12 protein-coding genes are annotated in these 7,022 nt (G+C 65.2%); 7 read left to right on the top strand and 5 right to left on the bottom strand.

What is annotated here, in order from left to right:
• Positions 1–205 (top strand): transposase (locus tag A6A05_RS01015; RefSeq protein WP_172822152.1); only part of this gene is annotated, 205 nt, incomplete at its 5' end.
• A 167-nt stretch (positions 206–372) separates the two neighbouring features.
• Here the strand turns inward: A6A05_RS01015 and A6A05_RS01010 are convergent.
• Positions 373–768: a TerB family tellurite resistance protein gene (locus tag A6A05_RS01010; RefSeq protein WP_068496597.1), complete on the bottom strand. Its 396-nt coding sequence runs from the start codon at positions 766–768 to the stop codon at positions 373–375.
• Positions 769–859: 91 nt separating this feature from the next.
• On the opposite strand from A6A05_RS01010, the gene A6A05_RS01005 reads away from it, so the two are divergent.
• The gene (locus A6A05_RS01005; protein WP_068496595.1) at positions 860–1,225 is read left to right on the top strand and encodes a hypothetical protein; all 366 of its coding nucleotides are present in this window, start codon (positions 860–862) and stop codon (positions 1,223–1,225) included.
• 1 nt (position 1,226) lies between these two features.
• On the opposite strand, the gene A6A05_RS01000 is transcribed toward A6A05_RS01005, so the two are convergent.
• The 4 genes from A6A05_RS01000 to A6A05_RS00985 form a co-directional block, all read right to left on the bottom strand.
• Positions 1,227–1,673, bottom strand: coding sequence for a hypothetical protein (locus A6A05_RS01000; protein ID WP_068496593.1), 447 nt, complete (start codon positions 1,671–1,673; stop codon positions 1,227–1,229).
• A gap of 19 nt (positions 1,674–1,692) precedes the next feature.
• Positions 1,693–2,091 carry a tellurite resistance TerB family protein gene (locus A6A05_RS00995; RefSeq protein WP_068496591.1) on the bottom strand — a complete coding sequence of 133 codons (399 nt, stop codon included), beginning with the start codon at positions 2,089–2,091 and terminating at the stop codon, positions 1,693–1,695.
• A 150-nt stretch (positions 2,092–2,241) separates the two neighbouring features.
• Entirely contained in the window at positions 2,242–2,541 is a 300-nt protein-coding gene (locus A6A05_RS00990; protein WP_068496589.1) for an HNH endonuclease, read from the bottom strand.
• Positions 2,538–2,933 (bottom strand): YbaN family protein, encoded by a 396-nt coding sequence (locus A6A05_RS00985; RefSeq protein WP_068496588.1) that lies wholly within the window; start codon positions 2,931–2,933, stop codon positions 2,538–2,540. Before A6A05_RS00985 ends, A6A05_RS00990 begins: the two co-directional genes overlap by 4 nt.
• Positions 2,934–3,016: 83 nt before the next feature.
• Between A6A05_RS00985 and A6A05_RS00980 the strand changes: the two genes are divergently transcribed.
• The 5 genes from A6A05_RS00980 (at position 3,017) to A6A05_RS00960 (ending at position 6,879) form a co-directional block, all read left to right on the top strand.
• Positions 3,017–3,943: an HTH domain-containing protein gene (locus A6A05_RS00980; protein ID WP_068496585.1), complete on the top strand. Its 927-nt coding sequence runs from the start codon at positions 3,017–3,019 to the stop codon at positions 3,941–3,943.
• Between the two features lie 55 nt (positions 3,944–3,998).
• Positions 3,999–4,589, top strand: a complete 591-nt coding sequence (locus A6A05_RS00975; RefSeq protein WP_068496584.1) for a BON domain-containing protein — start codon at positions 3,999–4,001, stop codon at positions 4,587–4,589.
• A gap of 73 nt (positions 4,590–4,662) precedes the next feature.
• Positions 4,663–5,568 (top strand): DMT family transporter, encoded by a 906-nt coding sequence (locus A6A05_RS00970; protein ID WP_245644119.1) that lies wholly within the window; start codon positions 4,663–4,665, stop codon positions 5,566–5,568.
• A gap of 41 nt (positions 5,569–5,609) precedes the next feature.
• Positions 5,610–6,665, top strand: coding sequence for a LysM peptidoglycan-binding domain-containing M23 family metallopeptidase (locus tag A6A05_RS00965; RefSeq protein WP_068496598.1), 1,056 nt, complete (start codon positions 5,610–5,612; stop codon positions 6,663–6,665).
• Positions 6,666–6,729: 64 nt separating this feature from the next.
• Complete coding sequence (locus A6A05_RS00960; RefSeq protein WP_156520837.1) at positions 6,730–6,879, top strand: hypothetical protein; 150 nt, start codon at positions 6,730–6,732, stop codon at positions 6,877–6,879.
• Positions 6,880–7,022 lie beyond the last annotated feature (143 nt).

The raw sequence follows: 7,022 nt of genomic DNA, 5'->3' as shown, positions 1-7,022 counted from the left end.
GCTGATGCTCACCCTCCGTGACGCCATCCCCAAGACTCATGCCCTGGCCAACGCGGAGTTCACCACCATCCGGCTCCGGCTGCTGAAATTGGGCGCCCGCGTCATCGAGACCGCCTCGCGCATCCGTCTCGCCTTCGCCGCAGCCTGCCCCGAGGCTGCCCTGATCCGCCACCTCGCCTCGGCGCTGATGCCCGCCGGACCGTGACCGACGGGGCCGTCATTGCCCCGATCAATCCCGCCCGACAACTCCAGACCCCGTCCGCCTGCCCATCACATCACCCAGACGACCGAAAGGCCGTCGTGGTCAGACGCCCCAAACGTCAGGCGACTACGGGGGCATACAATTCTGAGCGCCATGGTGAATAGGACGGGCTAAACGTTGATGATGTCGCGGGCCTGTTCGAACAGCACGCTGTGGCGGCGGCCCCAGGTGGCGATTTCCTCGAATTTTTCCGCGGTCAGGCCAAATGCGTGGGCGTAGCGGCGCAGGATTTCCAACTCGTCATCGTGGATTTGGCGGTCGGCGAAGGCGACGGCGAACAATTGCAGCATCACCGCCACCCGCGATCGATCAGTGTCGAAAACCGCCAGATCGGGGGCAATGGCAAGGTCCTCGCGTGAGATTCTTCCGCGCAGACCCATCAGTAGTTCGATGTCGTCCAGGATTTCATGCTCGGTTTCGCGGACCCGGTGGTCGGCGACGATCATGCGGTAGCACATCTTGCAGGCGGCGATGCGCTGCTCGAGCGAGAATTCCTTGGTGAACATACTTTTCCCTCTCCCCGGTCGATTGCGAAACCATGTCGAAAGGCCTAAACTTTCCGCAATCGCCAATAACCCCGCAAGCGGAGACGCCATTATGCGCCAAGAACTCCAGGAGATCAAAGTTCACATCTACGAAGATGGCAGCATCAGCGAGTCTGAATTGCGCTTGTTGCGGGGTTTGTTTGCCGGCGGGTTCGGCGAGGAGGAGGCGGCATTGCTGCTGGACCTCAACAATGTGCTGTCGGGCGAGGGTTTACCCGAGGCCTTCGCCGACTTGTTCGTCGAGATGCTGGCCGGCTACGTGGTGGTGGACGGTGCCATCGACGCCGCTCGGTGGGAATGGATGCGCTCGACCATGTTGAACGACAATGTCATCGACGCCATCGAGCTTCGCCTGCTGGGCGAGATCGCCGCGCGGGCCAAGTTCGTGCCGGACTCGCTGGCGCGATATCTGAAATAGGTCAGATCGCGTCGATGACGCGCTTGGCGCTGTCCAGGCTGACAACTTCGCCGCCCTCGTTGGCCAGGGTGGCGGCTTCGATGACCAGGTCGGTGTGTTGGCGGCCCCAGCGGTCCATGCGCTCCAGCGTCGCATCGTCGAAGCCGAGCAGGCGGCCGTAATCCATGAGCTTGACCCGCTCGGATTCGTGGAAGTCGGCGTCGGAATGGGCGATGGCGTAAAGCTTCAGCATGGTGCCGACGCGGGCCTCGCGGGTGTCCAAAAGCGACAAATCGGGCTGGACCCGCATCTCTTCGTCGGACAGCAGATCCTCGACACCCAGTTCGTTCTCCAGCGCGTTCAGCAGCTCGCTTTCCTCGGGCCTGATCTTGTAGTCGGCCACCATGATCCGATAGGCGAGGATGATCAGCAGCTTTTTCTGAGGAAAATTCAGCGACTTGGCGAACATTGGGGACGCACTTCCTGGGTTAGTGAAGCGGAACCGCCTCGAACAGCGGCGGACGGGAATCGGCGGGACGGTGGGCCCAATCGTTCAAAGCGCTCATGGTGATGGACGGCAGCAAGAACGCCTTGATCAGCCGCTTGAGCAGCGCGTGTTCGTCGGGGTGCTCGTATCCGTCGGCCAGGGCGACCTGGTAAAGCTCGGCCAACAGGGCGACGCGCGAGCGGCTGTCGGGAAACAGGGCAATGTCCGGTTCGGCAAAATATTCGGCTGGGGCGATCTTGCCCTCGACCCCGAGTTGCTTTTCCAGCCAATCGACGCGGCGGACCTCGGCCTGCACCGCCTTATGGTCGGCGACCATCATGTGGAACGCGAAGATGGCGATGGCCTTGCACTGGTCGAAGGTCAGGTCGGTTGGTGTCATGCTTTCGCCTCCAGTCCCAGTGCGGTGCCTCTCTTGGACCTCGGCATGCCGGAAGTCAGGAGCAGGATAATAGGGAATTTCTCGTACTGTGCCCTGGACGAACGGTCAGGCAAAGCGGATTTATTCGCCCCGAACACGTGAATACCAAAGTCATACCAACGGGAAATCCTTCAAAAGCGCCAGTTTCTGCTTTTGCTCGTCTGTCGCGGGCTGGTCGGCCTTGGCGGCGTTGCAGGCGCGGCAGGCCGCGACCTCGTTGCTCCAATCGGCGGCGCCGCCGGCCGAGCGCGGCACCACATGCTCGATGGTGGCGGATTCCGGGCGTTTGCGGTGGCGGATGCGTTGGGTCAGGGGCTCGGGCATCGGCCGGCCGCAGAAGAAGCAGTTTCCGTGCTGTTCCTCCCACAAGCGCTGGCATCGGCCGCGCCGCCAGTCGGGCAGGTCGGTCATGGAAGGCCATCCGGTCGGCGGCTGGGCTTGCCCAGGACGAACCAGGCGCCATAGGCCACCGTCACCCCCATCAAGGCGGCGGCGTACCACGGCGCTGCCGAGAAGAAGGTCACCCAGATCATGCCGCCGCTCATGCCGGCCACCGCCAGCAGCTTGGCGCGGATCGGGATGACCCGGTGACGTTCCCAATCCTGCAACAGCGGGCCGAACCATTGATGGCTCAGCAGCCAATGGTGAAAGCGCGGCGACGAGCGGGCGAAGGCCCACAAGGCCAGCAGCAGGAAGGGCGTGGTCGGCAGCACCGGCAGGAAGATGCCCGCCACGCCCAGCCCCACGCACAGCCAGCCGGCGGCGATCAGCAAGGGGCGAAGCAGGGCGGGGGCGTTTGGCATCGCTGAACTCTAAGCGATCGGTGGCGATTGACAAGACCGGTCAGGCTTTGCAACTGTCAACGCCGGTTGTCGATGGGGGGCACATGGACCTTTTTCAACTGATGGCGAAGGATGACGATCTCAAGGCCAAGGCCTTCGAGCGGCTGAAGGGGATCGTCGCCCTGTACGATGCCGATGACGATGCCCAGCAGGACGAGGCGATGACGCGCGCCATCAATTTCTGCGGCATGGAATGGGACGGCTATCGTCCGGGGATCGAGGCGCTGATCGCCCATCTCGAGCCCAGCCTGTCCGAGGCGGCGCTGGTCGCCCGCCTGCGCGAGGAAGCCGCCCAGCCCGGCGCGATGATCCGGGCCGCGCGTGAGGCCCGTTCGGCGGCCAAGCGCCTGCCGCCGGAATGCGAATCCGTCGTCGCCCGCTATGGCAGTCTGGAAGCCGCGTTGGGGCCGACCCCGTGGGAACAGGTGTTCATCGATTCGGCCAAACCGCTGGTCAAGGATTCTGGCCCCCATGCGCCGATCCTGGGCTGGAACGACCTGCAAAGCCCGGTCTGCGCGGCGATCCAGAAGGCGCTGTCGAGCGAATGCCCGCTGCCGGAAACCATCGCCGATGCCCGCGCCGAGGTACTGACCTGGGAAGACCGGGCGCGCGAGCTGGCCATCCTGGCGACCATATCCGAGGGCGCGGCCTTGCCGACCGCCTGCCTGGCCCGGATGGGGATCGCCCTGGCCTTCTGGCGATCCGAGCTGCCGGTGTGCAACCAGGCCGATTTCGAGGCCCGGCTGGATTACTGGACCAACCGCGGCGGCGACATTTCGGGCTATGGGGTGCTGGCCCGCGATTTCCACCGCCTGGCCGAGCAAGGCGGTATCAAGCCGGCCGGAGCCGAAACCACCAAGGATCGTTGCCGCCGTCTGAAGGCGGCCAATCCCGGCTGGTCGCTGGCCCGCATCGCCCAGGAAGTGGGAATCTCCCGCCAGGCCGTGCATAAGCATCTTAAGGCGTTGTGAGCCGGCTAGATTGGGCTATTCTTCCCCGAATATGTCAATTCGGGGACATCGTACCATGCGCTTGACCGCTTTTCTCGCCGCCGTCGGGATCATCATCACCGCGCTGCCGGCGCACGCCCAGCTGCTGGACGTGCTGACCGCGCCCAAGACCTTGATCGATCGCGCCATCGAGGCCCGCTCGGCCGGCGACATCGCCAAGGACAACCAGATCGTCCTCAAGGTCAACGGCATCATGGGCAAGATGGGCACCGTCAAGGCCTCGACCGAGATTTATGAACAGCGCCTGCTGATCACCGGCATCTTCGACGACAAGGCGCTGTACGACCGCTTCCAGAAGGACGTGAAGGCGGTCGAGGGCGTCAAGAAGCTGTACTGGCACGTCACCTATCTGGCCGCCAACGACCCCAAGCGCAAGCAGTTGCTGGACTGGGCCGACACCACCGTCCTGGCCGCCAAGGCGCAAGGCCGGCTGGTCGGCACCGCCGGCGTCGCCGACGTCAATTTCCGCACCACCGCCGATCCCTATGGCACCGTCTATCTGCTGGGCCGCGCCCGCTCGGGCGAAGAGGGCAAGAAGGCCCTGGCCCGCGCCCAGGACGGTACCGGCGTCAAGAAGGTGATGAATTACGTCGAGGTTCGTCCCTGATCATTTGATCGCTTGCGGCGGGGCATTCGCGGCTCCATAATTCGGCATCGTTTTGCCGATTTAGGATGGTCCGATGTCTCGCCCCCCAGGTCACGGCGCCACCCCGAGCCACGGGGCGTTCGTCGCCGCGATGCCGGCCTTGTTCGTGCTGTTGTGGAGCACCGGCTTCATCGGCGCCAAGTTCGGCCTGCCTTACGCCGAGCCCTTGACCTTCCTGTCCATTCGCTTCGTCCTGGTCATCGCCCTGTTGGGCGCCGTGGCGCTGGTCACGCGGGCGCCGTGGCCGTCCGACGCCCGGCTGGCCGGCCATATCGCGGTGTCCGGCATCCTGGTCCATGCGGCGTATCTGGGCGGCGTGTTCCTGTCGATCCATCGCGGCCTGCCGTCGGGGATTTCCGCCTTGATCGTCGGCTTGCAGCCGTTGCTGACCGCCTCGGTGGCCGGGCGCATGCTGGGCGAGCGGGTGAGTATCCGCCAATGGGGCGGTTTGGTCCTGGGCCTGGCCGGCGTCGCTTTGGTGCTGTCGACCCGGGTCTCGGGCGCGGCCCTGGACGGGTTCGGCTGGGACGCCATCGCCGCCGCCCTGGTCGCCCTGTTGGGCATTACCGCCGGCACCTTGTACCAGAAGCGGTTCTGCACCGGCATGGATCTGCGCAGTGGCGCGGTGATCCAGTATTGCGGCGCGCTGGCGGTGATCGGCCTGGGCGCCATCGCCACCGAGACCATGCAGGTCCAATGGACGCAAAGCTTCGTCCTGGCCCTGGGCTGGCTGGTGTTGGTGCTGTCGGTCGGCGCGATCTCGCTGTTGATGGCGCTGATCCGCATGGGCGAGGCGGCCCGCGTCGCCAGCCTGTTCTATCTGGTGCCGCCGGTGACCGCCGTGCTGGCCTGGACCCTGTTCGACGAACAATTGGGACTGGTCGGCTTGCTCGGCATGGGCGTGGCGGTGGCCGGAGTCGCCCTGGTCATCCGGCGTTGACTGGGTAGCCAATCGCGCCTTCGCCGCTTATAGTGCAGGCCATGCGCACGTCCCTACCTCATGTGGTGTCGAAAGGATTGTCGGCCCTGTTGGTGCCGCTGGTGCTGGCCGCCTGCGACCCCACCTGGCAGGGGCGCGCCCCGGTCAACCGGCCGGTCGCCGGCCACAGCGGCTGCGGCGCCGCCATCACCGTGCAGCCGGGCGAGACGGTCTATTCCATCTCGCGCCGTTGCAACGTCTCGGTGCGCGAATTGATCGAGGCGAACCATTTGCAGGCGCCCTATGGCCTGGCGGCCGGCATGGTTCTAAGGATGCCGGGCGGCAGCGGCGAATATGTGGTGCAGCGCGGCGATACCTTGTTGGTGGTGGCGCGCCGCCTCAAGGTCGATTTCCAGACCCTGGCCCGCATCAACAACAAGAGTGCGCCGCACACCATCTATGTCGGCGAGAAGCTGAAGGTGCCCGGCGCCTATGGCGAACAGGTGGCGGTGGCCGCGCCCACCCAAGGCCGCGGCGGACACGAGACCCTGGTGGTCACCTCGCCCAACGCGGCCGGCGGGCAGGGTAGGGCGTCGAAGAGTTCGACCCAGATCGCCTCGACCCTGCCGGCCCCGGCCCCGGCCCCGGCCGAAGCGCCCGCTCCGGCCAGTCCGCAGCGCCATCCGGCCTTCCAGCCGCAGCAGCCGCTGCCCCAGACGCCGCCGCCCATGGCGGGACGCGGTTTCATCTGGCCGGTTCGCGGCGAGGTCCTCAGCGAGTTCGGCCCCATCGCCAAGGGCCAGAACAATGACGGCATCAACATCGCGGCGCCGCGCGGCACGCCGATCAAGGCGGTGGAAAACGGCGTGGTCGCCTATGTCGGCAATGAATTGAAGGGCTTCGGCAATCTGGTGCTGGTCAAGCATGCCGACGGCTGGATCAGCGCCTATGCCCATGCCGACCAGCTGATGGTCAGGAAGGGCGATCAGGTGCGGCGCGGCCAGACGATCGCCTCGGTCGGCTCCAGCGGTTCGGTGTCGTCGCCGCAATTGCATTTCGAGCTTAGGCGCGGCACCGAGGCGGTCAACCCCGCCGACCATTTGCGCGGCGATGCTTGACCAACGGCAAGGGCAGGCGCGCTAACGCTTGCTTTCATGGCGCCAAATCACCGAAAGGGCCGCCATGTTCCGTTTCATCGACGTCGCTCCCCGGGTCGATCCCTCCAATGCCTTGCTGATCGGCATCGCCGTGGTGATCGGCGGTGCTTTGCTGTTCGGGCTGATGATCTGGCTGGCGAAGCGCCTCGCTCAAGCGGGGCGTGATAAGGGTTAGTCACGCCCTGCTTGAGCGGCCAAGCGGCCGGACGGCCGCGCCCGGCGAGGGACTGAATGAATAATCTAGGCTCTATTCGCAATTCGTATTGATATCGTGTAGAATGGCGGAAACGCGGGAGGTTTTGCGCGATGGATCGGAAG

The organism is Magnetospirillum moscoviense (genome assembly GCF_001650635.1).
GTDB lineage: Bacteria > Pseudomonadota > Alphaproteobacteria > Rhodospirillales > Magnetospirillaceae > Magnetospirillum > Magnetospirillum moscoviense.
Note: the sequence above shows the minus strand (reverse complement) of the source record. Positions and strands in the feature narration are given on the sequence as shown.